Origin of the sequence: Neobacillus rhizophilus, from assembly GCF_018343535.1 — a bacterium.
Taxonomy (GTDB): domain Bacteria; phylum Bacillota; class Bacilli; order Bacillales; family Cytobacillaceae; genus Neobacillus; species Neobacillus rhizophilus.
In genome coordinates this window covers 132,778-158,531 of the sequence record NZ_JAGYPF010000003.1, presented here as the reverse complement: position 1 = coordinate 158,531, position 25,754 = coordinate 132,778, and the positions used below count along the sequence as shown (strand labels likewise).

Sequence of the window (25,754 nt, the reverse complement as noted above, 5' to 3'; positions counted from 1 at the left end):
TTTTATTTTTTACGCAAGTTTCCCAATTCTTCAACTAGAGCCTGCATTTCATTAGGGCTGAAGGAATTCTTTTTCATTACCATTTCATAAATCTCTTTCAACTCTTCATACATTTCCTCATCAAAATGGGAAGGCTTAATCGCACCAAGATTCAAAACCTTTAACTTCTCTTTAATTTGCTCAATCATATATTCAACATTTTCTAACGACTTCAGCGATAAATCCATTTCGGTCACCCTTTCAGAAATTCATATGTTAGCCAATAAGAAAGAAGAAATTCAACTACGCCTCTGTCTTCGTCCTGACGGACTCGCCAATCGGTTAGTTTCCATTTAATCTTTTCATGTTCAATGGATGATGTCAATACATAAAAATTAGTGCCAGACTTGCATACCCTCTCTAGATAAAGCAAAATAAATGATAGGTAAATTCATTGGAATAATTTTCATTCATTTTTATGATTAAGCAAGGAGAGGTTAAGATGACAAAGAATAAATTTTGGCAGGGAATGCTGATTGGAGCCATTGCTGGCGGAGCGGTCAGCCTTTTCGATAAACAAACCCGGCAAATTATGAAAGAACACGTGGGAAGAGTTTCCGGAAAGGTGTCCTATGTTGTCCGGCATCCGGGTGAAATGGTCGGGAAGGTAAAGGAAACGGCAGAGAAAATTATGGATACCGTCGAACAGGCGGGAGAAGATATCTCCTATATCATGGATAAGGTGGATGAGCTTCGCGACCTGACACCTAAAGTGACCGAGACAATCAAAGAGACAAAGAAATCTTTTAAAAATGAGGACCAAGCTGATATGGTGGAGGAAATCTTTGCAGAGAAAGAATATAACTGAATAAAGGAGAGGTGATAATGAAGGACAAAGGAAATGTTCGCTCTTCGTTAATCCGCCTGCTTTGGCACCGGATTGACGAGGATGATCTTCCGGGAATGAGTGCGCAGTTAGCCTATTATTTTCTTCTTTCACTGTTTCCACTTTTAATTGTAATTTTTTCCCTAATGCCATATCTCCCTTTTCACGAACAAGATGTTTTAGGGATAATTAGTGGCTTTGCGCCGGAAGATGCTATGGAATTGATTAAAAAAAATATAAGTGAAATCATGAGTCACCGGAATAGCGGGTTGCTTTCTTTCGGGGTAATCGGGACGATTTGGTCGTCCTCTAATGGAATTCATGCGATTATGAGGGCTTTTAACAAGGCTTATAATGTGGAGGAGAGCCGCCCGTTTATTGTTTCCCGCGGCATGGCCATTTTGCTGACATTCGGGATGATTTTGGTTTTTATTGTTGCCATTGTTCTGCCGGTGTTTGGCAGGGAAATTGGTTTGTTTTTATTTTCCCAATTTGGCTATTCAAGTGAATTTTTAAAACTTTGGAATACATTAAGCCTGGCTGTCAGCGCGATTATTTTATTTCTAATTTTTACAGGATTATACTGGGTGGCCCCAAATGTTAAACTGCGCTGCCGTAGTGCCTTTCCAGGTGCCGCCTTTGCGACCGTTGGCTGGATCATTTCCTCGCTAGGCTTATCCTACTATGTGGGGAATTTCGGCAATTATTCGGTTACATACGGTAGTATTGGAGCAATTATTGTGTTGATGCTTTGGCTGTACATTTCTGCCTTTATCATCATTTTAGGCGGCGAAATCAATGCATTCTACAGTGAAGAAAAACGTTCTAACTGCTAATACTTACCTTTATGAAAATCGTTTATCTGTCCAAACTAGGATTGGGGACTACTTCATTACTAGGGAGGTTTGGACTTTGACAAAGCATACAAAAAAAGACGGCGGCACGAAACAAAAAGGCAAAGGCAGCAAAGGGAATAAGACATCAGGATCCGCTAATGGGTCAAACGGATACCATTAATGGTTATAGTTATAGAAAAGGACCGGGTACTTTTGTACCCGGTCCTTAATGTTTGCCTAATTTGCGGATAGGCGCTTGTCACTTGCGGATAGCGGTTCTCAACTTGCGCATGGCGGGCTCCACCTTGCGGATAGCAGCTCCCAACTTGCGAAAGCACTGTCCACTTGCGGATAACAGCTCCCAACTTGCAAGTGGCCCCCATCCTTATTTTAAAAGCCGTAAACTATTTAAAATGACCAGAATTGTGCTGCCCTCATGGCCGATGACGCCAAATGGCAGGTCGATAATCTGAAAGAAGTTCGACGAAATCAACACCATGATGACCGCAATGGAGAAAACAACATTTTGCTTAATGATCCGGTTCATTCGCTGTGACAACCGAATGGCTTCTGAAATACGTGGCAGGTCGCTTTTCATAAGAACAATATCTGCTGTTTCCAGGGCCACATCCGATCCTTCTCCCATGGCAATCCCGACATTGGCAATGGCAAGTGCCGGGGCATCGTTGATACCGTCACCGACCATTGCGACATTTTTATATTTGTCTTTTAACTTTTTCAGATGCTCCACTTTTGTTTCCGGCAGGCATTCAGCAAAGAATTCAGCGACGTGGCTTTCTGCGGCAATCGCCTTCGCCGTTTTTTCACTGTCACCGGTTAGCATAATCGTATGAATGCCTTGTTTTTTTAAGTGGTCAATAGCAAGCTTTGTTTCTTCGCGGACAACATCCTTCAAGCCAATTGCGGCACTTAATTCTCCGTCAATTTCCACATAAACAAGGGTATTACCCTGGCTCGCAAGATCTTTTGCAAGACCGTCCGCGAATTTCTCCGTTATTTCTTTACCGACAAACGCAGCTTTACCAATCTTCCACTGTTCCCCATTTACTACAGCTTTAATTCCCCAGCCTGGGACGTCCTCAAGGCTGTCAGGGTGAAATAACTCCTTAGAAACGTTTTCCTTCGCATATTTCACAATCGCCTGTGCAAGCGGATGATTGGAGTGACTTTCAATCGAAGCTGCTTTCCAAATTAGGCTGTCTTTATCAAGTCCATTCTTAACAATAACTTGTGTGACGACCGGTTTGCCTTTTGTAAGAGTACCGGTTTTATCGAAAGCAATGGCTCCTAGATGGCTGAGGTTTTCCAAATGGACTCCGCCCTTTACCAATATTCCGTGCCTTGCTCCATTGGAAATAGCCGATAAAGTGGCAGGCATAATCGAAGCCACCAGCGCACATGGGGAGGCTACCACCAATAAAATCATCGCCCGGTAAAAGGATTCGTTCCAGTCCCAGCCAAGCAAAAAGTGTGGTACGAAGAACATCGCCAATACTACAAGCAGGACGACCTTAACATACGTTCCTTCAAAGCGCTCAATGAAAAGCTGTGACGGCGACTTTTCACTTTGGGCCGATTGCACGAGCTGAATAATTTTTTGAAAAAGAGTATCGCTGCTTTCCTTTGAAACATTGACGGTAATGGCGCCGGACAGATTCACAGTTCCGGCAAACACCTCTTCCTGTTCGCCTTTGGACACAGGCATTGACTCACCGGTAATCGCGGCTTCGTCGATATTTGTATGCCCTTTGACAATCGTTCCATCGGCCGGAACCCGTTCACCCGGCTTAATGAGAATCAGGTCGCCGACCCGAAGTTCAGATACAGATACAAGCTTTTCTAAACCGCTGGAGATCAGAACGGCCTCTTCAGGCTGCAGCTCCATGAGTGAGGAAATTTCCTTATGGCTTTTATTCATCGTGTAGGTTTCCATTGCTCCGCTGACAGCAAAAATAAAGATGAGGATAGCCCCCTCTGTCCAGTAGCCGATAATGGCAGAACCAATCGCAGCAAAGATCATCAGCATTTCAACATTTAATTCTTTGTTTTCATAGGTTGCCTCAATGCCTTCCTTTGCTTTGGCAAAGCCGCCGATGACGAATGCGAGCAGATAGGCAACAATTGATTCTGCTTCTTGGCCGTTTTTATCGAGAAGCCAGCCTGCAAGGATGAAGACACCACTTAACCCGGCAGCAATCAATTCTGCTTGCGGTTTTATTTTTTCTAAAAAACTGGTCTTTGGAATTCCCTTCGTGAGAACTTTTGTTTCGGAAACCATGCTTGTCACTCTCCTTTAATAAAATCTAATTGAGAAAAATAATCAAAATCACAACCCTTAAAAAACACGAAAGCTGTCATCAAGGGATGACAGCAGAACTTGCAGATTAGAATTATTCTTATTTGTTTTCATTCTACCATACATTTTATGAGAATGATATGGTTTTGCGCTAAGAATTTTCTTGGTGCGGAATAAAGACGTTTCTTTTTCCAAACATAAAGATAGTGAAGGAGACAAACAACAGCAGCGTACTAATAATATAAAAGAAGCTGACGTTTTGAAAATACTTAATAAATAGACCGCCGATAACTGGGCCGGCTAAGCTTCCAAGGCTGTAAAAGATGCCGCATAATAAATTTCCGGTCGGCAGCAGGTTTCTTGGAACCAAATCGGCCATGAAGCTGATTCCTAATGAGAAAGTAGATCCAACGAGCATGCCGGAGATAAGGAAAGTCACGAATAAACCAAATGATGAATGTTCAAGAAAGCTGGCGGCTGTAAAACTGCAAAAGCCGAGAAAAAGAACTGTCATTAAAACTTTCCTCCGCCCATATTGGTCACTTAACAGTCCTAATGGCAGCTGGGTTATAATGCTGCCAATGGCAAATCCCGATAAAACTAGGGATACGCTCGATACTGCTAAATCCATTCGTAAGGCGTAGATAGGAAAGCTTCCGTTCAAGGAAGCTTCCAGAAAGCCATAAACAAATGTTGGTAAAAAAGCAACCCAGCCGTATTTTAAGGCTTTTGTAAACTGTTTGATCATCGAAAAAAAAGAATTAATTTTGACTTCCTGTTCAGGAAATTCATTTTTTAGTACAAAGACAAATCCCCATCCGATTAAGCATAGAATGGAAGATACTATAAATGGCAGGGCTTCATTTAGATTGACCAGCGGTGTCATCAGCGGACCGGCGGCAAAACCAATGCCAAAGAAAAGCCCGTACAAGGAAACGTTCCTGCCAAGTTTATCCGGAGGAGAGAAGGATGTAATCCAGGTTTGTGTCGCAAAATGTAGCGCGTGATCGCCAATTCCAATCATCAGCCTTAGGAAAAACCAAAACCAAAAGGCCTTCCATAACGGAAATAAAGCAAGCGCAGTAAATACAAGCCCGCCACCCACAATAATGATTGGTTTATAGCCATATTTTCGTAACGGTAATTCCATAAAAGGGGCAACCAACAAAATTCCAATGTAAAGAGCGGTTGCGTTAAGTCCATTTAATGAGGAAGACACCCCGCCTTTTTCAAAAATAACCGCAATCAGCGGCAGCAGCATTCCCTGCGAGAAACCCGAGATGGCCACAATGCTGACTAGGATGGTAAACCGATAATTATTTTTCATTGAATATTCCTCTACTTCAGACGTTCTTCCTAATGATGGTAAACGAGAATATGCTTTATTTGCAAGAAAAATGTTGCAAGTCCATTCCTTTAAATGGTAATCTTTAGTTTGAAAAATTTGGGTATAATGGAAAGAATGATAAAAAAGAGAAGCGTTTAAAATACATAGATGGAGGGAAATCGGTGACAAATAAAATTTTTATGCTGCTGACATTTATCGGGGTCCCCGTTTCAGTTATTGGGACACTGATGCATTGGCCAAGTATTTTCCTATTTATTATTTACTGTTTAACGATCATTGCTTTATCAAGCTATATGGGGCGGGCAACGGAAAGCTTAGCCATTGTGGCAGGGCCGCGTATCGGCGGTCTGTTGAACGCCACTTTTGGAAATGCCGTCGAACTGATTATCTCCGTGTTTGCCTTAAAGGCGGGGCTTGTCGGGGTTGTCCTTGCTTCGTTGACAGGTTCGGTGCTCGGGAATTTGCTGCTCGTTGCAGGCCTGTCCTTCTTTATCGGCGGCTTGAAATACAAGCGGCAGAAGTTTAACGTCTATGATGCCCGCCATAATTCCGGATTGCTAATGTTTGCGGTGATGATTGCATTTGTTATACCGGAAGTTTTTTCAATGGATATGAATGATACTAAGAAATTATCTCTGAGTGTCGGAATCTCGGTCATTTTAATCCTGCTTTACCTCGCAGCTTTATTTTTTAAGCTTGTTACGCATCGTGGGGTTTATCAAAGTGATAACGAGGCTCAGCATCATGATGAAGAGCCGGAGTGGGGGAAAGGAAGAGCCATCCTGGTGTTGCTTATAGCAACGCTGGCGGTTGCCTACATTTCCGAGAATCTCGTTCATACCTTCGAATTTGTGGCGGAATCCTTTGGCTGGACGGAGCTATTTATCGGGATTATCATTGTAGCCATTGTCGGAAACGCGGCAGAGCATGCTTCAGCGGTGTTAATGGCCTTTAAAAATAAAATGGACGTTGCTGTGGAAATTGCCATCGGCTCCACTTTGCAAGTTGCGATGTTCGTCGCACCGGTATTAGTGTTGATTTCCTTGTTTTTTGAAAAATCCATGCCATTACTATTCAGCTGGCAGGAACTAATCGCAATGGTTTCGTCGGTCTTATTGATGGTTGTCATTTCTAACGACGGTGAAACCAACTGGTTCGAAGGGCTCACCTTACTTGCCGCCTATGTCATTATGGGGATTGGTTTTTACCTCTTATAATCAATTATGCAGACACTAAAAAGACTCCAAGCCGATTGGCTTAGAGTCTTTTCTTAACGCATAAGTGCAACTACGCCTCTGTCTTCACCCTTAGGGGCTCGCCAATCGGCGAGTTTTCTTTATCCTACTGAGTAAATCTTATGTTTTGGACCGATCATTCTTTCATATAGGGTAATTCATCAATCGCTTTTATTTGGGACCATCAACCACCAACCTTCATGTTTAGTTTAGGAAAAACACGACTGTTGAATGCATATATAAGAGTATCCCAACCTCCTTAATAAATAATTAAAAACTAAGTAAGCTATGTCGATTGATTGCAGCCCTCCTTTTTGAAAGTTAAGTTTATTATAACTGTTAATTTGAATTTTGTAAATGTTCAGATTATTACATTTTTATTACTTTTCGACTACCCAAATAGATACAGGATTAGGACACTGAGAAAATTTGCAAAAGCGGTGCTTGCCAATGGATAATATGGCCCAACTCCGAGGAAACTACTAGCAGATTATTTATGCTATTTGCGAAAGGAGTTTTTCTTTTGAAAAAAATTGCCTCGGGTCTTTTAATTTTTGTATTAATGATTTCTTTCATACCGTCTGTCTTCTCTGAAAAAACTGCTGTCAAAAAGGAACCGATAAAGACCCAAATTCCATCCTCGGTTAGGAATATCACAAAGGAAAATACATATCCTAATTCGACTCAGGATTTGCCTTTTCTACAGCCAAGTGATTTGACAAAAAAGCTTATAAATTCTTCAAAGGTCAAAATTGAAAACCCTGACCTTATTCGCATGCTTAACGAATCAAGCATAAACGGCACTCCGTTTGCTGTCGGCTACCGTGCCATCATTTACCTTGGCCAGTGGCCTTTGAACTATGAGTCTTTGGAAACCTCAACAAATTGGGAGTATCAAAAAATCAATACGAATTACTTTGATAATCGCGGCGGCAACGCCCCATATCAAATTAAATATGTTCAGGAAGCGCAGAAAATCGTCAGAGGCGGTTTAACGGCTAAAATTCCGAATGCCGAAGACGTGAAGAAAATGATTATTTTAAAGGCGATGCAAAAAACGAATCTACCGCTCGCATTTGATACAATTATCGGTGCCGGTACAAAGAACGATCACATTTATAACATCCCTTCGAACCGGCTTGGCTACCTTTATGCCTATGCGCCTGCCGTGAATGAAAAGGGAAAAGTAACTTACGGTGAAGTCTACTTAATGTTAAAAGGAAACCGCAAATTCATCGTCATCAAAAACGTAACCTCACAGGGAATCGGTGCTTGGATTCCTGTGCAGGACTATGTTTCCTTTGGATTTCTCGCATCCGAACGTCCACGATAAATTTTTTCTGAAGAAGCTCCTGCCAATGTTTCCGGCAGGAGCTTTTTTAGCTAATAGGAAATTATAATTTTTCACAAATTTATAATTTCCTAACGCATAAATTCAATTACGCCTCTGTCTTCGTCCTAACGGACTCGCCAATCGACGCGTTTTCAGTTAAAAAAAGAAGATTGCCAAACCACTGAAATTTGGTTAGGATGAAAAAGGCAATTGAAAAAAAGGAGCGAATTTACGATGGGCAGTCCCACTCATAATAAAAATTCCCAATTAGACTTTTTAAAGCATCGTCTTAATATGTTTCTCGACATTCTCGAAGCCATCGACCCGGAAGATACTGATTTAGACGATATTGACCGTCTGATTACAATGATTGACGAGTTGGAATCAAAAATAAGAGAATTTAATAACCGTGAATTAAGTGAGTCTGTTAAATAGCAGGCTCATTTTTTTGAGAAAAAGTTTCCACGAAATCGATTACATCCAAATCCTTTAAATCTCCCGCCTATAGGAGTATAATTATAACCGTCAAAAAGTTGTAAAAAATTATGCATAATTAGGGGAAAATAGGGAAAGGGGAAACCGACACGTGAATATCGAGAAATTCCAAGAAAGCATGTACGAGCTAGTTGTTGAAACTTCCACAAAGCTGCCAAAGGATGTGCGCCGCGCTATCAAGGCAGCGAAGGAACAAGAAAATGCCGGGACTCGCGCTGCAATGAGCCTAGCTACCATTACTAACAATATTAAAATGGCGGACGACCAGGTGTCACCAATCTGCCAGGATACAGGACTTCCTACTTTTAAAATTAAAACTCCAGTTGGTGTCAACCAATTAGAAATAAAAGAAGCCATTAAAAAGGCGATTATTCAAGCAACAAAAGAGGGCAAGCTGCGCCCTAACGCTGTTGACTCTTTGACTGGTGCCAACAGCGGCGACAACCTAGGTGCTGGCGTTCCGGTTGTTAAATTTGATCAATGGGAAAAAGATTATATTGATGTGAAGCTGATTTTAAAAGGCGGCGGCTGCGAAAACAAAAACATTCAGTATAGCCTGCCTTGTGAATTAGAAGGACTTGGACGCGCAGGGCGCGACCTTGATGGGATCCGCAAGTGTATCATGCACTCTGTTTACCAAGCACAGGGACAAGGCTGTTCTGCAGGCTTCATTGGCGTCGGCATCGGCGGCGACCGTTCCTCCGGCTATGATTTGGCAAAGGAACAGTTATTCCGTTCGGTTGATGATGTGAATCCAAATGAAGACCTTCGTAAATTGGAAGAGTATGTACTTGAAAATGCAAATAAATTAGGGATCGGCACAATGGGCTTTGGTGGCGAAGCGACTTTGCTAGGTTGTAAAATCGGCGTCATGCACCGCATTCCTGCCAGCTTCTATGTGTCCGTTGCCTACAACTGCTGGGCATACCGCCGCATGGGTGTTTCCGTTGATCCTGAGACTGGCGCAATTGTGGAATGGGCTTACCAAGAGGGCGAGTTCATTGATTTCGCACAGGAGGGGGCAGAACAAGAAGTTGCTGCTGCTTCTGAACAGGAAGTCATCACGTTGCAGGCGCCAATTACTGAAGAGCAAATTCGTGCTTTAAAAGTCGGTGACGTTGTGCAAATCAATGGCATGATGTATACTGGCCGCGACGCGATTCATAAGTATTTGAGTGACCACGATGCACCTGTTGATTTAAACGGTCAAGTGATTTACCACTGTGGCCCGGTTATGCTGAAGGATGAAGACGGCGTATGGCACGTGAAAGCTGCCGGCCCAACAACAAGTATCCGTGAGGAGCCTTACCAAGGCGACATTATGAAGAAGTTTGGCATCCGCGCTGTTATCGGAAAAGGCGGAATGGGTCCTAAGACATTGGCCGCTTTGGCCGAGCATGGCGGAGTTTATTTGAACGCCATTGGCGGCGCTGCCCAGTACTATGCTGACTGTATCAAGGGCGTCGAGGGCGTTGATTTAATGCAATTTGGTATTCCTGAAGCGATGTGGCATCTACGTGTCGAAGGCTTCAAAGCGGTTGTTACGATGGATTCCCACGGCAACAGCTTACATGCTGATGTTGACAAATCTTCATTGGAGAAATTGGCGCAGTTTAAGGAGCCGGTTTTTAAATAAGATCTTTGGGATTGGGATAGATTCGCTTATGCGGATCTATCTTTTTTTGTGGGTGCTGAGCGGGGAATTGTAGATATGTTCCGGAAATTGTAGAAATCCTCGGAAATTTTGTAGATATATTTGAAAAATTGTAGATATCATCCGAATTTTTGTAGATATCCTTTCAAGTGACAAGTTTCGGTTAAAAAATCGGTGTAATTAGTACCAGGATTTTCCTCCGAAAAGGGTCCTTAGGGACGATTTGTAGATATGTTCCGGTAATTTGTAGATATCCTTAATAATTTGGTAGATAAAATTACGAAATTGTAGATATCTCTCCAAAATTTGTAGATATATTTTCAACCACAAAAATAAAATACACAATTACAAAAATTCAGCAGGGATATTGACGTTTTCTGTCGAAAATATCGGGGATAACTTTTAAGGAGGGAACATTTTGTTTGATTTAGAGCTTTATAAACCTATTCCGCTGGAACAAACAGAAGCACTAATAAGAAGAATAACGCAAAATCATCCTAAAAGGCCTAAAATTGAGACAGAAATAAGAAATTTAAATTCTGGCTACCATGGTGAAAAAAAACTTCGCTATTTTCTTGGATTAATTCCTGACAAAAAATATCACATTTTTCATGGCCTTCGTCTCCCTATTGGAAATACTTACTTTCAAATAGATGCACTTCTTCTTTCCCCTAAACTAACTCTTATTATTGAATCCAAAAACTATGCAGGGACACTTACAATTGAAAAGGACCAATTAATACAGGAGGTGAATGAATCAAAAGAGGTATATGATAATCAGTTAGCACAGGCAATACGTCATAAAATCCTTTTACAATACCTGCTCGAAAAATACCAATTACCAGCAGCTCCAGTTGAGGTTTTAGCTGTAATGACAAGGTCCTCAAGTATAATCAAGATTGCACCAGGATACCATGAAGCAGAAAAAAAGATATTAAAAGTAGGCAATCTTTTAAGAAAGATCGAAGAACTGGAGATCCGTTACACCGCAGAAAGAATTGATCAGAAAACAATTGGAAAAATAAAAAGGCTGGTTTTAAGTAAACACACTCCACTTAAAATTGATGTATTACGAAAATTCGATATTGGAATAAAGGAAATTATTCCGGGAGTTTGTTGTCCACGATGCTTACATATCCCGATGCAATATCGAAGGCAGAAATGGTATTGCCCAGTATGCGAGCTGCTTTCTCAGGATGCCTACATCGAAGCAATCAATGACCATTTTTTAATTATAAAAAATTCGATAACAAATAGAGAATTACGTGAATTTCTACATATTCCTTCTTCAAGGCAGGCTACCTATTTCTTAAACCTTAAAAAACTCCCATCCACCGGATCTAATAAAGGCCGCATTTACTACCAACCAAAATAAACCCATTTTCCTTTATATGTTAATTATGTTTTCCCCCCGAGAACAAACACTATAAAAAACAATATTGGGGGAAATTTGGATGAAAAAATTATTGTGCTTACTTAGCATAATGGTCCTATTGTTACCGACTCTTACATATGCAGCGCTGCCGAATCGACCGATCCATTGGGGATTTAAAAAAGCAGTCGATGAAGTGCCGCCGGAGGCAGGGGCAGAATATGACGAAATTCTTGCCAAATACGGGGCAGTTTACAAAGGCGACCCGAATAAAAAAATCATCTATCTGACCTTTGACAGCGGCTATGAAAATGGGCACCTTCCTAAGATTCTTAAGGTCCTAAAAAAAGAAAAAGTGCCGGCGACATTTTTTGTGACTGGGCATTTCCTGCTGTCACAGCCGGAACTCTCTAAACAAATTGTCGATGAAGGGCACATCATCGGGAATCATTCCTGGCACCATCCTGACTTTACCCGCGTTAGTGACGAAAGGGTCCGTACAGAACTGCGAAAAGTAAGGGACAAAACCAAGGAGATTACTGGTCAAAAAGAAATGCACTATCTGCGCCCGCCGCGCGGTGTTTTTAGTGAAAGAACAATGCAAATTGCAAAAGAAGAGGGCTTCACGCATATTTTTTGGTCCCTGGCTTTCGTCGATTGGAACGTAAACAGCCAAAAGGGCTGGCATTACTCATACAACAATATGATGAGGCAAGTTCATCCAGGTGCAATCATTCTTTTACATTCCGTTTCGAAAGACAACGCGGATGCTCTAGAAAAAACCATCCAAGATATGAAAAAGAAAGGATACAAATTCAAAAGTCTTGACCATTTGATGATGAAACCGAAGGAGAAGAAGAAGAAAGTGAAAAAGAAGTAACCGAATTTCATTGAAATTCGGTTTTTTTCTGTTTCATGCTATAATACGGGGAAAATACTAAAGGATGGAGCCCATATGTGGCAAGAAGCCATACGTATTGACGGTCCTTATAATTTTGACCGTGTATTGGAAAGGCATGCGCCGGATCCTTTGAAGGTACTCGACTTAGCCAAACGTACAATTCAAATCCCGATAGTAATCGGGAGCAGCTTGCATGCAGTACAGGTAACGGCAACTGGAACAATCCACGAACCGGCTTTCACCGTTTCAGGAAAAAGTGATGCCGACAAAGATGCAATCATCCAGCGCACAGGGGAAATTTTTCAATGGAATGTTTCTTTAGCGAAAGTCCATGACCACTTTGAAAAAACAGACTTAAAGGAAATATTTGATGCTTTCGTTGGCACCCCGCTGGTTCTAGATTTCGATTTGTTCGGGTCACTGTTAAAATGCATTATTCACCAGCAGATTAATATGAAATTTGCCTATACGCTGACCGAGCGATTTGTGAAAACGTTCGGCTATGAGATAGATGGAGTGTGGTTTTTCCCACAGCCGGAAACAACCGCTGGGTTAACGGTGGAAGAGTTAAGGCGACTGCAAATCAGCGGCAGGAAGGCTGAATACATGATTGGAATTGCCAAAGAAATTGTTGAAAATGGTCTCGACCTCGATAATCTAAAAAAGCAGCCGGATGAGGAAATTTTCGAAAGGCTGATGAAAATTCGAGGCGTTGGCAGGTGGACGGTGGAGAATTTTCTCCTTTTCGGACTAGGCCGACCTAATCTTTTTCCAATGGCTGACATTGGTATTCAAAATGCCATCAAAAAACTATACCAGCTTGAAAAAAAGCCGACTTATGAAGAAATGGAACAATACAAACATGGCTGGGTACCGTATCTAAGCTACGCTTCCCTATATTTATGGAGAAGCATTGAATAATTTGGAGTGAACTTTATGAAAACAGAACAAAATATCAAAATACAACCAAAGCAGACCTTCCCTCTGACCATCAAAAGGCTCGGCATCAACGGAGAAGGTGTCGGTTATTTTAAAAAGCAAGTTGTCTTCGTGCCTGGTGCTCTGCCTGGTGAGGAAGTGGTTGTCGAGGCAACAAAAATCCACCCGAAACATGCTGAAGCCAAGATAAAGAAAATCCGCATCAAATCGCCTCACCGTGTGAAACCGCTTTGTCCTGTGTACGACCTTTGCGGTGGCTGCCAGTTGCAGCATTTGGACTATAATCAGCAGCTTAAGGAAAAGCGCGATATCGTAATTCAATCGCTTGAGCGCCATACAAAGCTCAACATTGAAAAACTTGATATCCGCGAAACGAGTGGAATGGAAAATCCTTGGGGTTACCGCAATAAAGGCAGCTTTCAGGTCGGAGAAAAACAAGGCAAAGTCTTGGCAGGGTTATATGGCCTAAATTCCCATCAGTTAATCAACATCGACCAATGTGCGGTCCAGCACTCACAGACAAACGAAGCAACCGCCAAAGTGAAGCAAATTTTAGAGAGCTTACAAATACCTATCTATAATGAAAAAACAAGAAAAGGGATCGTCAGGACAATCGTTACCCGGGTGGGTGTGCAGACAGGCGAACTTCAAGTTGTTCTTATTACTTCACAAAAGGAACTGCCAAAGAAAGAGCTCGTCCTTCAAGAAATCCAAAAACAGCTTCCTAATGTGAAATCGATTGTCCAGAACATTAACGGTGAAAAAACTTCGCTCATTTTTGGAGAAGAAACGCTATCGCTTGCTGGCGAAGATTTTATTCAAGAGACTTTGGGTGACCTGCAATTCGAACTTTCCGCTAGAACATTTTTCCAGCTAAATCCGACCCAAACTGTGAGGTTATATGATGAAGTTAAAAAAGCAGCAGCACTATCGGGGAAAGAAAAGGTTGTTGACGCCTATTGTGGTGTAGGCACCATTGGCCTGTGGTTAGCAGACCAAGCAGCGGAAGTCCGTGGTATGGACGTGATTCCTGAATCTATAGAGGATGCTAAGAAAAACGCTAAACGCCATGGATTTACTAACACGAAATACGTCCCAGGAAAAGCGGAGGAAGTTCTTCCGAAATGGGTCAAAAAGGGCTGGAAACCAGATGTTATCGTTGTCGATCCGCCAAGAACCGGTCTTGATAAGCAGCTAATTCAAACAATTCTCCAAGTTGAAGCCAAGAAACTTATCTATGTATCTTGCAATCCATCGACCTTGGCAAAAGACATTCAAACATTAAGTACCAAATATGATGTAAAATATATACAGCCGGTGGACATGTTCCCGCAGACGGCACATGTGGAGTGTGTGGTTAAGCTTATTTTAAATTAGTTAAAACTTGCCCAGTCTTAAGACTGGGTTTATTTTTATTTGGGAAATTGAACCATCGCCTGAAAGGAACATTTTGTGTTTGATAATAAGTAATAAAGCATGATATAAGTGTAAAAGAAGTGGAACATTTGGCTTTATATTTTTTTGCCGAGTACTGAATATATCCATAATGAGAGGATTTGAGTTTGAATTGATAGAAAATTTTTGGCGTGATTTACCACGACCATTTTTTATACTTGCACCAATGGAAGATGTGACAGATGTTGTTTTTCGTCACGTAGTAAGTGAAGCCGGTCGACCGGATGTATTTTTCACAGAGTTTACAAACTCGGATAGCTATTGTCATCCAGAGGGCATGAAAAGTGTGCGTGGCCGTTTGATTTTTACAGAAGATGAACAGCCAATGGTGGCACATATTTGGGGGGATAATCCCGAATATTTCCGCCAAATGAGTATTGGCATGGCAGAGCTAGGATTTAAAGGCATCGATATTAATATGGGCTGCCCTGTACCGAATGTGGCATCGAGGGGGAAAGGTAGTGGCCTTATTCTGCGTCCAGACGTTGCGGCAGAACTTATTCAAGCAGCAAAGGCGGGCGGACTGCCTGTCAGCGTGAAAACACGACTTGGCTATAAGGAGGTTCAGGAGTGGGAGGAGTGGCTAACACATATTTTAAAACAGGATATTGCGAACCTTTCTATTCATTTACGTACACGAAAGGAAATGAGCCAAGTAGATGCGCATTGGGAGCTAATTCCGGAAATCAAAAAATTACGTGACCGTATCGCACCGAATACGCTACTAACAATCAATGGAGACATTCCTGACCGTCAAACTGGGCTGCAACTTGCTGAACAATATGGTATTGATGGCGTTATGATCGGGCGAGGTATTTTTAAAAATCCTTTTGCTTTTGAAAAAGAGCCAAAAGAGCATAGCAGTAAAGAATACCTTGATCTTTTAAGACTGCAGCTTGATCTTCAAGATCGATATGCGGAAGTACTGCCGCGTTCAATCACAGGGCTTCATCGCTTTTTCAAAATTTATGTCAAAGGATTCCGTGGAGCTGGTGAATTAAGAAATCAATTAATGAACACGAAATCAACAGATGAAGTGCGTTCATTGCTTGATCACTTTGAGAACAATATTGATGGGACGGGGACAGTGAATGAATCCTAAGGTTGATAAATATTTAATTGATGGTTGTATGCGTTGTCCGCTGGGGGCTACTCCCGACTGTAAAGTCAACAAATGGCCGGAAGAATTAGCGAAATTAAGGAAGATTGTTCTTGACTGCGGGTTGACAGAAGAATTGAAATGGGGAGTTCCTTGTTACACATTTCAGCAAAGTAATGTACTGATATTAAGTGCTTTTAAAGAATACTGTTCACTTAGTTTTTTTAAAGGTGCTCTGTTAAAAGATGCCCATCGGATTCTAGAAAAGCCCGGGGAAAATACGCAGGCGGGACGCCTGGTAAAGTTCACCAATGTTAAGCAAATAGTTGAGCTCGAACCAGTCTTAAAAGAGTATATTTATGAAGCCGTTGAAGCGGAAAAAGCCGGTTTGAAAGTGAATACTAAAACGAATCCAGAGCCAATTCCTGAAGAACTTCAAAATAAATTTGATGAAATCCCTGCCTTGAAAACTGCTTTTGATGCATTGACGCCGGGGCGGAAAAGAGCATACATTCTTCATTTTTCAGCACCCAAACAATCCAAAACTCGGGTGTCAAGGATTGAAAAATGTATGGAGAAAATTCTCGATGGAAAGGGATTAAACGATTAGTATATTCGATGAAAAAAAGCCTTTCCAAATGGATGGAAGGGCTTTGTCTTTTATTTAATCCGAAATAATTCATATCCATTCCCTTTGGTAATCCATTTTCGTTTTTTATCTTTATCGCTTAATGCTTGATGAAGCTTAAATAGCGCTAAGTTTTTAGCTGTTTCATGTGTACTGCCATAACAATCATGAACGGTTATTTCGCCATTCGTTACAGAGATAATGTATCTATCTTCGTCAAGCCAAATACGATATCTAACTTTCCCGTGCCGATACCAAATCCCATTCCGAATTTTCTTTATCAACCAAGGCATTAAATTCACCCCACTTTCTCTACTTTTAAAATTCAACAATTGTTATGTGCTTCCTATTGAATGATTTGGATATATTGTGACGTTTTCAAAAAATCTAAAAAGTGAGCCCATAGCCTAAAATAGAAGGCAGCTAACCAATAATGGGTACTGCCTGTTTTCATTTCCCGAAAGGAATTTACAAAACTATATTTGTTATATATAAATAACAAAATCTGAAATTGGTAAAATAAAAGATAATGGAATACTTGAAAAATATTCAATTTACCAAAAACTAATAGTTTTATATGTTTTTTAGGTATGATATATTAATAAAGTGTTAATGTTATTTATATTAAAAATAATCTAAAAAGGGGTACATTGAATGAAAAAGATTGGTTTATTTAGTTTATTTTTAATCCTTACGATCTTTATCGCAGCATGTGGAAGCAAGGAAACATCGGGGGAGAAAACTAGTAGTGAAAAAGTATATAAGGTTGGCGTGGATACCACATATCCTCCATTTGAATATAAAGATGGAAATGATTATAAGGGTATCGATATCGATTTGATTAATGCAATCGCGAAAAATCAGGGCATTAAAATTGAGCTTAATCCAATGGATTTTGGTGGAATTATTCCAGCTATGCAAGCTAACCAGCTTGATGTAGCCATTGCCGGAATGAGTATTACAGATGAAAGAAAAAAGGTAGTAGATTTTTCAACTCCGTATTTTGATGCAGGTTTAACAGTTGTTGTTAAAAAAGACAATTCAACTATTAAATCAGTTAATGACCTTAAAGGAAAAACTGTTGCTGTTAAAAAAGGAACAACAGGTGCTAAATATGCTGAAGATAATGCATCAAAACTAGAAATTAAAGTCGTTCAATTCAACGATAGCCCGGCAATGTTCCAGGAAGTTTCTAATGGAAATGCAGATGCGCTTATCGAAGACTATCCTGTAATTTCTTATGCTATTGCCCAAAAAGACCTTGGATTGAAAATCGTTGGTGATCGCTTAAATGGCGACCAATATGGAATTGCTGTTCTGAAAGGACAAAATCAGGATGTATTAAAGAAGATTAATAAAGGCCTTGAAGAACTCAAAAAAGACGGAACATACGATAAAATTGTAGAAACATACCTTGGCAAAAAATAAATATCAAATATAGGGCGCGCTCACAGCGCGCTTTTTCTTCTAGAAAGGGGATGAAAAAGAGTGGATATTATAACGGCAGCATTACCAATATTATTAAAAGGACTTGAAGTCACGCTTTATATATTTGTTATTGCTATTATTCTAGGGTTTTTAATTGGTTTATTAATGGCCATGTTACGGCTTGCACCTATTAAAATCTTGCAATGGATTGCGAAGGTGTATGTTGACGCCATTCGCGGAACACCATTTATCGTGCAGTTATTTTTTATTTATTTTGGAATAAATTCACTGCATTTGGTTTCCCTAAACAATACGACAGCGGGTATCATCACTGTTGCGATCAATGCTGGGGCATATTTTGCAGAGATTATCAGAGCGGGTATTCAATCAATTGATAAGGGGCAAACAGAGGCAGCTAGGTCAATTGGTTTTACGTCTGCACAAACGATGCGTTTCATTATCCTGCCTCAGGCGTTTAGAAGAATGCTTCCTACTATTACAAACCAATCCATTATTAGTTTAAAGGACACCTCTCTTTTATCCGTTATCGGTATTGCTGACTTAACACAACAGGGTCAAATACAGGCAGCTGCAACCTTTGAAGCCTTTAAAATTTGGCTGACTGTAGGTGTCATTTATTTTATCATTATTTATCTATTAACCATACTTGCTAACTTTATAGAAAGGAGGATCGAGGTGCGATGAGCATTATTACTGTAAAAAACTTAAGAAAGTCATTCGGGAACCTAGAGGTATTAAAAGATATTAATGCTGAAGTGCAAGAAAAAGAAGTTATCTGTGTAATCGGTCCTTCTGGATCGGGAAAGAGTACATTCCTTCGCTGTCTAAATCGTCTGGAGGAAATTTCAGGCGGCGAAGTGGTGATTAACGGACATAATATCACTGATCCGAAAATTAATATCAATAAAGTCAGACAAGAAGTTGGAATGGTTTTCCAGCAATTTAATCTGTTCCCTCATAAAACTGTTTTAGAGAATATCACGTTAGGGCCGATTAAAATTCTTTCTAAAGATAAAGCGGAAGCTGAAAAAAAGGCTCTTGAATTACTTGATAAGGTAGGACTTAAAGAAAAAGCAGGCAGCTATCCGGGAGAACTGTCCGGCGGACAAAAACAGCGGGTTGCCATCGCAAGGGCATTGGCCATGAATCCAAAAATCATGCTTTTTGACGAACCGACTTCTGCACTTGACCCGGAAATGGTCGGAGACGTTTTAGAAGTTATGAAACAGCTTGCCAAAGAAGGTATGACGATGGTGGTTGTGACGCATGAAATGGGATTTGCCCGAGAAGTTGGAGACCGTGTCATTTTCATGGATGGTGGGTATATTGTCGAAGAAAATGAACCGAATCAATTATTCGGCAACCCACAGCATGATAGAACGAAGGCTTTCTTAAGCAAGGTGTTATAAACAAAAATAGTGAGCGAATAAGTGGCGAAACCTTAAAAGAAAAATGGGGGTTCGCCCTTTTTGTGTGATCATTACTTTTGAAGCTTAATCCTATATACTTGATGATAGGAGAATAAAACAAATACCATTTGTCAAAAATGAAAAATTAATGGCAGAAATATCATTAGATTTTCAGTTTACAAGTTCTATTAATAAGTAATGGAACGAATTAACAGATTCGGTCGATAAAGACCTTAATACGAGTAAAGGAAGTTATTTTATGACCCAAGAATATATAGAAATCCGTGGCGCTCGGGAAAATAACCTTAAAGATGTGTCTTTACGTATTCCCAAGCGCAAAATCACTATCTTTACTGGAGTATCCGGTTCTGGCAAATCGTCAATCGTTTTCGATACCGTTGCCGCCGAATCCCAGCGTCTGCTGAACGAAAACTTCAGTACATTCGTCCGTACCTTTCTGCCGAGTTTTCCGCAACCGGATGCAGACGCCATTGAAAATCTTAGCATGGCGGTTGTCGTCGACCAGAAACGGTTGGGTGGAGGTTCCCATTCTACAATGGGCACGATTACCGATATCTCGCCTCTTCTCCGTCTTCTCTTCTCGCGAGTGGGTCAGCCTTATGTAGGAAGTGCGTCGAGTTTCTCGTTTAACGATCCGCTAGGTATGTGTCCAGTTTGCAACGGGATTGGCCGCAGTATGTCCGTCGACATGAGTAAGGCACTGGACATGTCAAAATCGTTGAATGAAGGGGCCATCATGCTGCCGGGCTATTCGGTGGACAGCATGGAATGGAACATGATCCTGCAGTCGGGGTCATTCGATCCCGACAAGAAGCTCCAGTGTTATTCGGAGGAGGAGCTGAAACAACTTCTGTACAGCAAGGCGAGGAAAGTGCCGACACAGTTTGGCGGGAAGACCGTTAATATTACAGTGGAAGGCGTCATCGAGAAGTTCACCAACAAGTACATCAAAAAGGATTTAAAGACGTATTCCGAGCGCACACAACAAGCAGTTGCACCGTACATCTCCGAGGGGATTTGTCCCAGCTGCCACGGTGCGAGACTCAGTCAGGCCGCGCTGGACTGCAGGATCAATGGACTTAACATAGCTGAAATGTCTTCTATGGAGGTCGGGCAGCTGATCCGCATCCTTAAAGAGATTAATGCTCCTGCAGCCGCTCCGGTCGTCAAATCACTAAAGGAGCGGCTGCAGCATCTGGTGGATATCGGACTAGACTACTTGACGCTGGACCGTGTGACTGATACATTGTCCGGCGGAGAGTCGCAGCGAGTCAAGATGGTGAAGCATCTGAGCGGCAGTCTGGTGGATGTCACTTACATCTTCGATGAGCCCAGCGTTGGCTTACACCCCCGTGATGTACACCGGTTAAATGGGTTGCTTCAGAAGCTTCGCGACAAGGGCAATACCGTTCTTGTTGTCGAGCATGATCCCGATGTAATTAAGGTGGCAGATCATATCGTCGACGTCGGGCCTCACGCTGGCAGCCACGGCGGTACCATCGTGTATGAAGGAAGCTTCCCAGGACTGCTGGAGTCAGGCACACTGACAGGCACCCATATGAAGCGGCCGCTCCAGCTAAAGCAGACCTCACGGCAGCCATCAGGCAAGCTGTCTATCAAGGATGCCACACTGCACAATCTAAGGAACGTGAGTGTAGATATTCCAACCGGAGTGCTGACAGTCGTTACGGGTGTCGCCGGCTCAGGCAAGAGTACGCTGATTAACGACGTATTCCTTAGCCAGCATCCGGATGCAATCGTCATCGACCAATCATCGATTGGAGTATCAACACGCTCGAATCCCGCGACCTACACAGGCATCATGGATGACGTGCGCAAGGCGTTTGCTTCTGCGAACAAAGTTAACCAAGGATTGTTCAGCTTCAATTCCAAGGGGGCTTGCGAGAACTGTCAAGGACTGGGTGTTGTGTATAAGGACCTTTCATACTTCGACAGTGTAAAGCTGCCATGTGAAGTATGCGAAGGTAGGCGGTTTAAGGAAGAGGTACTCGAGTACAAGCTGAACGGCAAATCAATTGCAGATGTGTTGGAGCTGACCGTGGAGCAGGCGTTGGATTTTTTTCAGCTAAAAGAGGTTGTGAAAAAGCTTCAGGCGATGAGTGATGTGGGGCTGAACTATCTTACACTCGGTCAGCCGCTTAGCACGCTCTCTGGCGGGGAATGTCAGCGGATCAAGCTTGCAAGCGAGCTGCATAAAAAGGGAAGCATTTACGTGATGGACGAGCCGACGACCGGCCTGCATATGTCAGATATCGGTCACCTTTTAGGAATCATGAACCGCCTTGTGGATACCGGCAATACCGTGATTGTCATCGAGCACAACCTCGACGTAATCAGCCAAGCGGATTGGATCATTGATATGGGACCGGACGGAGGCAGCAAGGGCGGCCAGATTGTTGTCGAGGGTACACCATCAAAGATCATCAATTCAGAGCATTCGATCACGGGAAGATACTTGTTGGAACATATTAAAAGTTAAACTTACGTATGGTTAGGGATAATATTCATCATTAAAAAGGAGATAGCCATTTGTTGACTATCTCCTTCTTTACATCATTAAATCCTACCAAAAAAATAATTTTTTCAATAATTTTAAAATTATTTACCAGTGTGTGTTAAACCATACATCTGATATGATAGTGGTATGTTATCTTAGATATATATTACTTTTGGAGGTAATGGAGAATGCAACTTACTTTAGAAAATACTAAAAATACCAAAAGTGACATCCAGCCATTTTCAAGGACTAATCCTTTTCAGGCAAAGGTTCTAAAAAATATTAATTTAAATGGGTCAGGCTCTAGTAAAGAAACAAGGCATATTGAGTTATCATTAAAAGGTTCTGGTCTTTCTTACAATCCAGGTGATGCACTTGGCGTTGTCCCTGCAAATGACCCGGAACTTGTGGCTGCCCTTCTTGAGGAAATGACCTGGGACGAAGAAGCGGAAGTAACGGTTGGCAAGCAGGGTGAGACACTGTCACTTAAGGAAGCGCTGACAAGCTACTTTGAAATTACACTGCTATCGAAGAAAATTTTACAACAGGCAGCAACATTCACAGAAAACGAAGATCTGCAAAAGCTTATTTTGGTTGAAAATGCTGCTCAGTTAAAGGAATATTGCTATGGGCGAGATCTGCTTGATATGTTACGTGATTTTGGCCCATGGAAGGCTTCTGCACAGGAGATCGTTTCTTTATTAAGAAAAATGACGCCGCGACTCTATTCTATTGCAAGCAGTATTGCTGCTAATCCGGATGAAGTTCATCTAACTATTGGTGCTGTTCGCTACACATCACATGGACGTGAGCGAAAAGGAGTTTGCTCTGTTTTGTGTGCGGAACGTGTTCAAGAGGGAGATACTTTACCAGTCTTTGTTCAGGCAAATAAACACTTCCATTTGCCGGAGTCCGCTGATACAGATATTATTATGGTCGGCCCGGGGACTGGCATTGCACCGTTCCGGTCTTTTATCCAGGAACGTGCCGTTAATAAAGCAGCTGGCCGCACATGGTTATTCTTTGGGGACCAGCATGCAGCTTCAGATTTCCTATACCAAGCAGAGTTGGAAACCTATCAAAAAGATGGGGTTCTGACAAAGCTTGATACTGCCTTCTCCCGTGATTCAGATCAAAAAGTTTATGTACAGCATAAAATGCTTGAACATGGCAAAGAATTATTTGAATGGCTGGAAAAAGGCGCTTACTTCTTCGTTTGTGGAGATAAGGAACATATGGCGAAAGACGTCAACGATGCGCTAATTACTGTGATAGAAAAAGAAGGTGCGCTTGACCGTGAGGCAGCCGAGGCATATCTGAAGGAGTTGCAGAAGCAAGGACGTTACCTGCGCGATGTTTATTAGAATAAAATGATGTTAAATACATTTAGAAAGGAACCTTTCGTTCATTGGACGAGGTTCCTTTTTTACTGCGTGCCCAGCAAGCCGTTAATTGCTAATTGGTGAAAGTCCAATCTGAGTAAGTACCAAGACGCTCAGTAGCTGACAGGCAACTGGTGAAGAAACTCTAAGGTTGAAGCCCTGTGACAAAGTAACTCTCTAGCAGAGTGCGAGCAAACTAACAGGTTGTAACATTAAGTGAATCCTGCCGTCTCGTCAAAGGAACCCACCGTCGGTGGCTAAAGAGAAGTCGAGCCTTGAGTATATGGGCGAAGACCATGGAAGGTGTGAAGAACTTGGGAAAGCAGCACCAAGGAATCTCTCGGGGTAAGGGGAGCGACATGTTAGGAAAGTAATTAACGGAACTGGGGATACCCTCCTCGTCACTTTCATACGAAAGTAAAGCAGAAACCTATAAGTGTAAACGAAGTGGTGAATGGATGAGAGGGAGTCGGAGGGGGTCATAGTACCAATGATGACAATGACAACATAACATTGTCTAGGGAAGGACGGCAAAAGCCAATACCCTACTTCGTTCATATGTTGGAAGGAGGTAAGAGTCAGTGAATGCCAAGAAAATGGCTAACTACACCAATAAAGTAAAAGCTCAAGAACTCTGGAAGACGTTATATCTTTGTGCCAAGGAAAACACTAGCCGTAGATTTCATGCTTTATATGACAAAATTTATCGTCCTGATATCCTATGGGAAGCCTGGCAACGTGTGAAACGAAAGAAAGGCAGTGGGGGCGTAGATGGACAATCGATTGTAAATATCGTCGAGGAATACGGAGAGAAGAAGTTCTTGAACGAACTCTACCTAGAGTTGAAAGAGAACAGATATCATCCCAATCCAGTCCTAAGAACCTACATACCAAAGGATGACGGGAAGAAACGTCCATTAGGAATCCCAACCATTAAAGATAGAGTTGCACAAATGGCTACTAAGATGGTTATTGAACCTATTTTTGAGGCTGACTTTCATGATTGCTCATTTGGTTTTCGTCCTAAACGTAATGCTCATCAAGCCATGGCAAAGATACGAAAAGCGAGTAAGAAATGTTTTTGGGTAGTAGACGTCGATATCCAAGGATATTTTGATAACATCAACCAAGATAAATTGATGAAATTGGTCGAACAACGTATCAGTGACCGCAGAGTTCTAAAGCTAATTCGTAAGTGGCTGAAGGCGGGCATCATGGAAGAAGGTAAGATTAGAAATCCGATTTCTGGAACACCGCAAGGTGGTGTTATCTCCCCGCTGTTAGCGAATATCTATTTAAACACAATGGATAAAATTTGGGAGAAGCGATTTAATCATTTAGGTGAACTGGTCAGGTATGCGGATGACTTCGTCATCATGTGCAACACTAAACAACATGCACTTAAAAGCATTAAAGTTATTCAAGCAATAATGGGAAAACTGGACCTTTCAATTAATCGAGATAAATCAAGATTGGTTCATCTTTGGGATGATATAGAGGGTTTTGACTTCTTAGGATTTCATAATAGGAAGTTTCCAATCCGTCGGAAAGGCGGTTACACATTATTTGTGATGTCACACATCCCGAAAAAGAACGCAATGAAGAAAATGCGTGCAAAAATTAAGGCATACACTGAGCCAAGGGCAAAATTGTACATGGATATTCATGACTTGGTGATCGGATTAAACAAGAAACTACAAGGTTTCAAAAATTACTATCTCATATCACTTAATGCAAAGAAATGGCTTAATCGGATTGATTGGTATGTGTTAGAACGCCTAACATTATTCTATAACAAGAAAAGAAATAGTCGTATGAAACATGGGAATTTAATAGACGTACGAAAAGAAATTGGTCATTTATTAGTGAAATTGGCTAGTTAGTCTCCGTAAAGCCAAAGAAAGAAGAACGTCGGAAAGCCGTATGAGGGAAAACTTCACGTACGGTTTGATGAGGAGGAACTGAAAGTAAAAGAGATAGCCGAAAGGCTATCCCTCTGAAATCAGTTTCTTACTCTACTAATGATAATAAATTGAGGTAAAATAATGATATGAACAAATGAAAGGATTGTGGAAAGTGGCTAATAACGAAGAAGATGTCAAAAAACAAATGGAAGCCTCTGGTCAAAATTATTCCGATGATAAGTTCTGGGATAAATTAAAGAAATTTGCCAAAAAGGCGGGTTCATCCGTTGTATATGCAGTTTTGCTCTTATATTATACACTTCAAAAGCCGGAAGTACCGGCTAAAGCAAAAACCATCATTATAGGCGCTTTGGGATATTTCATCCTGCCATTAGATTTAATTCCTGATGTTGCAGTTGGAGTCGGGTACACGGATGACTTGGGAGCGTTAGGAGTCGCGCTATTACAAGTTGCTATGTATATTGATGAGGATATAAAAAATAAAGCAAAAGAAAAGCTTAAAGATTGGTTTGGCGATCACGTTGACACGTCAGATATTGACAAAAAGCTTGTTTAAAGAGATTTTTAGTGGGA

Annotated in this window: 23 protein-coding genes; 19 read left to right on the top strand and 4 right to left on the bottom strand. The window is 41.5% G+C overall.

Features of this window, described 5'->3' with window-relative positions; genetic code table 11:
- Positions 1-2: 2 nt before the first annotated feature.
- Positions 3-227 carry a DUF1128 domain-containing protein gene (locus KHA99_RS14230; RefSeq protein WP_213118146.1) on the bottom strand — a complete coding sequence of 75 codons (225 nt, stop codon included), beginning with the start codon at positions 225-227 and terminating at the stop codon, positions 3-5.
- 254 nt (positions 228-481) lie between these two features.
- Between KHA99_RS14230 and KHA99_RS14225 the strand changes: the two genes are divergently transcribed.
- Together KHA99_RS14225 and KHA99_RS14220 are read left to right on the top strand one after the other, a co-directional pair.
- Positions 482-847: a YtxH domain-containing protein gene (locus KHA99_RS14225; protein ID WP_213118145.1), complete on the top strand. Its 366-nt coding sequence runs from the start codon at positions 482-484 to the stop codon at positions 845-847.
- Between the two features lie 17 nt (positions 848-864).
- Positions 865-1,701: a YihY/virulence factor BrkB family protein gene (locus KHA99_RS14220; RefSeq protein ID WP_213118144.1), complete on the top strand. Its 837-nt coding sequence runs from the start codon at positions 865-867 to the stop codon at positions 1,699-1,701.
- A 385-nt stretch (positions 1,702-2,086) separates the two neighbouring features.
- Here KHA99_RS14220 and KHA99_RS14215 read toward each other — a convergent pair whose 3' ends face one another.
- Both KHA99_RS14215 and KHA99_RS14210 read right to left on the bottom strand, forming a co-directional pair.
- Complete coding sequence (locus KHA99_RS14215) at positions 2,087-4,000, bottom strand: heavy metal translocating P-type ATPase (protein WP_213118143.1); 1,914 nt, start codon at positions 3,998-4,000, stop codon at positions 2,087-2,089.
- A 169-nt stretch (positions 4,001-4,169) separates the two neighbouring features.
- Positions 4,170-5,534: an MFS transporter gene (locus KHA99_RS14210; protein ID WP_349654934.1), complete on the bottom strand. Its 1,365-nt coding sequence runs from the start codon at positions 5,532-5,534 to the stop codon at positions 4,170-4,172.
- Here KHA99_RS14210 and cax point away from each other — a divergent pair.
- From cax to KHA99_RS14160, 10 genes are all read left to right on the top strand, one after another.
- Positions 5,528-6,583: a calcium/proton exchanger gene (gene cax / locus KHA99_RS14205; RefSeq protein ID WP_284037317.1), complete on the top strand. Its 1,056-nt coding sequence runs from the start codon at positions 5,528-5,530 to the stop codon at positions 6,581-6,583. The genes KHA99_RS14210 and cax overlap by 7 nt on opposite strands.
- Before the next feature lie 541 nt (positions 6,584-7,124).
- Positions 7,125-7,934, top strand: coding sequence for a YfkD famly protein (locus KHA99_RS14200; RefSeq protein WP_249366684.1), 810 nt, complete (start codon positions 7,125-7,127; stop codon positions 7,932-7,934).
- Positions 7,935-8,168: 234 nt separating this feature from the next.
- Positions 8,169-8,369: an SE1561 family protein gene (locus tag KHA99_RS14195; protein WP_213118869.1), complete on the top strand. Its 201-nt coding sequence runs from the start codon at positions 8,169-8,171 to the stop codon at positions 8,367-8,369.
- A 151-nt stretch (positions 8,370-8,520) separates the two neighbouring features.
- Positions 8,521-10,065 carry a fumarate hydratase gene (locus KHA99_RS14190; protein ID WP_284037318.1) on the top strand — a complete coding sequence of 515 codons (1,545 nt, stop codon included), beginning with the start codon at positions 8,521-8,523 and terminating at the stop codon, positions 10,063-10,065.
- Between the two features lie 436 nt (positions 10,066-10,501).
- Entirely contained in the window at positions 10,502-11,458 is a 957-nt protein-coding gene (locus KHA99_RS14185; protein WP_213118141.1) for a nuclease-related domain-containing protein, read from the top strand.
- Positions 11,459-11,537: 79 nt separating this feature from the next.
- Positions 11,538-12,335, top strand: a complete 798-nt coding sequence (gene pdaA / locus KHA99_RS14180) for a delta-lactam-biosynthetic de-N-acetylase (protein WP_213118140.1) — start codon at positions 11,538-11,540, stop codon at positions 12,333-12,335.
- 75 nt (positions 12,336-12,410) lie between these two features.
- Complete coding sequence (locus KHA99_RS14175; RefSeq protein WP_213118139.1) at positions 12,411-13,277, top strand: DNA-3-methyladenine glycosylase family protein; 867 nt, start codon at positions 12,411-12,413, stop codon at positions 13,275-13,277.
- Positions 13,278-13,292: 15 nt separating this feature from the next.
- Positions 13,293-14,672, top strand: coding sequence for a 23S rRNA (uracil(1939)-C(5))-methyltransferase RlmD (gene rlmD / locus KHA99_RS14170; protein ID WP_213118138.1), 1,380 nt, complete (start codon positions 13,293-13,295; stop codon positions 14,670-14,672).
- A gap of 169 nt (positions 14,673-14,841) precedes the next feature.
- Entirely contained in the window at positions 14,842-15,852 is a 1,011-nt protein-coding gene (locus KHA99_RS14165) for a tRNA dihydrouridine synthase (protein ID WP_261363800.1), read from the top strand.
- Positions 15,842-16,459 (top strand): YdeI/OmpD-associated family protein, encoded by a 618-nt coding sequence (locus KHA99_RS14160; RefSeq protein ID WP_213118137.1) that lies wholly within the window; start codon positions 15,842-15,844, stop codon positions 16,457-16,459. Before KHA99_RS14165 ends, KHA99_RS14160 begins: the two co-directional genes overlap by 11 nt.
- Positions 16,460-16,509: 50 nt before the next feature.
- On the opposite strand, the gene KHA99_RS14155 is transcribed toward KHA99_RS14160, so the two are convergent.
- Positions 16,510-16,770 (bottom strand): hypothetical protein, encoded by a 261-nt coding sequence (locus KHA99_RS14155; protein WP_249366683.1) that lies wholly within the window; start codon positions 16,768-16,770, stop codon positions 16,510-16,512.
- Between the two features lie 361 nt (positions 16,771-17,131).
- Here KHA99_RS14155 and KHA99_RS14150 point away from each other — a divergent pair, with 361 nt between their 5' ends.
- From KHA99_RS14150 to KHA99_RS14120, 7 genes are all read left to right on the top strand, one after another.
- Positions 17,132-17,905, top strand: a complete 774-nt coding sequence (locus KHA99_RS14150) for a transporter substrate-binding domain-containing protein (protein ID WP_213118136.1) — start codon at positions 17,132-17,134, stop codon at positions 17,903-17,905.
- 60 nt (positions 17,906-17,965) lie between these two features.
- Entirely contained in the window at positions 17,966-18,610 is a 645-nt protein-coding gene (locus tag KHA99_RS14145) for an amino acid ABC transporter permease (protein ID WP_213118135.1), read from the top strand.
- Entirely contained in the window at positions 18,607-19,335 is a 729-nt protein-coding gene (locus tag KHA99_RS14140) for an amino acid ABC transporter ATP-binding protein (protein ID WP_249366682.1), read from the top strand. Before KHA99_RS14145 ends, KHA99_RS14140 begins: the two co-directional genes overlap by 4 nt.
- A gap of 259 nt (positions 19,336-19,594) precedes the next feature.
- Positions 19,595-21,856, top strand: a complete 2,262-nt coding sequence (locus KHA99_RS14135) for an ATP-binding cassette domain-containing protein (protein WP_213118134.1) — start codon at positions 19,595-19,597, stop codon at positions 21,854-21,856.
- 206 nt (positions 21,857-22,062) lie between these two features.
- The gene (locus KHA99_RS14130; protein WP_213118133.1) at positions 22,063-23,238 is read left to right on the top strand and encodes a sulfite reductase subunit alpha; all 1,176 of its coding nucleotides are present in this window, start codon (positions 22,063-22,065) and stop codon (positions 23,236-23,238) included.
- Positions 23,239-23,837: 599 nt separating this feature from the next.
- Positions 23,838-25,139, top strand: a complete 1,302-nt coding sequence (ltrA, locus tag KHA99_RS14125) for a group II intron reverse transcriptase/maturase (RefSeq protein ID WP_213116059.1) — start codon at positions 23,838-23,840, stop codon at positions 25,137-25,139.
- A 226-nt stretch (positions 25,140-25,365) separates the two neighbouring features.
- Positions 25,366-25,737: a YkvA family protein gene (locus tag KHA99_RS14120; RefSeq protein WP_213118864.1), complete on the top strand. Its 372-nt coding sequence runs from the start codon at positions 25,366-25,368 to the stop codon at positions 25,735-25,737.
- Positions 25,738-25,754 lie beyond the last annotated feature (17 nt).